1 protein-coding gene and 1 pseudogene are annotated in these 1,123 nt (G+C 75.2%); both read right to left on the reverse strand.

Annotated elements, in window-relative coordinates; genetic code table 11:
* Positions 1-267 (reverse strand): annotated as a pseudogene (locus Q0L15_RS21170) (HIT family protein); the annotation flags it as partial.
* Positions 267-1,001, reverse strand: coding sequence for a VOC family protein (locus Q0L15_RS21175; RefSeq protein ID WP_296606718.1), 735 nt, complete (start codon positions 999-1,001; stop codon positions 267-269). The gene Q0L15_RS21175 and the pseudogene Q0L15_RS21170, both read right to left, overlap by 1 nt.
* Positions 1,002-1,123 lie beyond the last annotated feature (122 nt).

Genomic DNA, 1,123 nt, shown 5'->3' on the forward strand with positions numbered 1-1,123 from the left:
CTGCATGAGGTAGGTCTTCACGCAGCCCGTCACGGACTCCAGGGCCACGCTCAGCCGGCGGACCAGCCCGCCGAGCTCGTCCGCCGCCGCGGGCGCGAGGTCGGTGAACGACCGGACGTGCCGGGTCGGGAGCAGCACCAGCCAGCCGGGCAGGCTGCTGTCGAACGCGTGCACCACCCGCCAGTGCTCGCTGTGCACGACGTCCTCGCGCGGCGGCAGGTCGGTCCGCGCCTGCTGGTCACAGGGGTAGCAGCCGGCGACGAGCACTACGCCTGCTCCTCGCGGGGCGCCGGGAGCACGCAGAACTCGTTGCCGGACGGGTCCAGGTAGGTGCGCCACGGCAGGTCGCCCCAGTCGGAGGTGTCGACCCTGCGCCCGCCGCGGGCGAGGACGTCGGCCTCCACGGCGTCGGCGTCCTCCCCCGCCTCGAGGCGGACGTCGAGGTGCCAGCGGATCTTCGCCGGGCCCTTGGGCCGGGCCTCGGGGCACAGCTCGAGGAGCGGCCCGGTCCGCGACGGGTGGCGCAGCGCCCGCGGCGCGGTGGCCGGTACGTCGGTCCAGCCGGTCAGCCACGCCCAGAACTCCGCGTCCCGGTCCGGGTCGGCCGAGTCCAGCGGCAGGGCCGCGATCGGGCCGGTGCCGGCGTACTCCTCGCGGTGCTCCATCACGCAGCAGGGGTTGCCCTCCGGGTCGGCGAGGACCGTCCACGGCACGTCGCCCTGGCCGATGTCGAGGTGCCGGGCGCCGAGCGCCAGCAGCCGCTCGACCACCTCGGCCTGCGCCGGGCCGCCCAGCAGGTCCACGTGCAGCCGCGGCGGCTCCGACGCCGGCTCGGGAACGCGCTGGAAGCACAGGTCGAGGTACCGCCCACCGTCGAGGTCGAGCCGCGTCTCGAAGCCCTCCGGCACGTCGGTCAGCCGCTCGGTGCCGAGCGCCTCCTCCCAGAACCGGCCCAGGCGCTGCGGGTCGAGGGCGTCGATGACGAGGTTCTCGAGGTACATGCGGCCCACCGTAGTCAGGGCCGCGGACGGTCGCGGTCACGCGTGCTGGTGGCCGGGTCGTGTGCCCCAGACCGCGCTATGGCGCGTTCTCAGGCACACGACCCGACAGCGGCGGACCGGAA

The organism is Nocardioides sp., from assembly GCF_024509035.1.
Lineage (GTDB): Bacteria > Actinomycetota > Actinomycetes > Propionibacteriales > Nocardioidaceae > Nocardioides.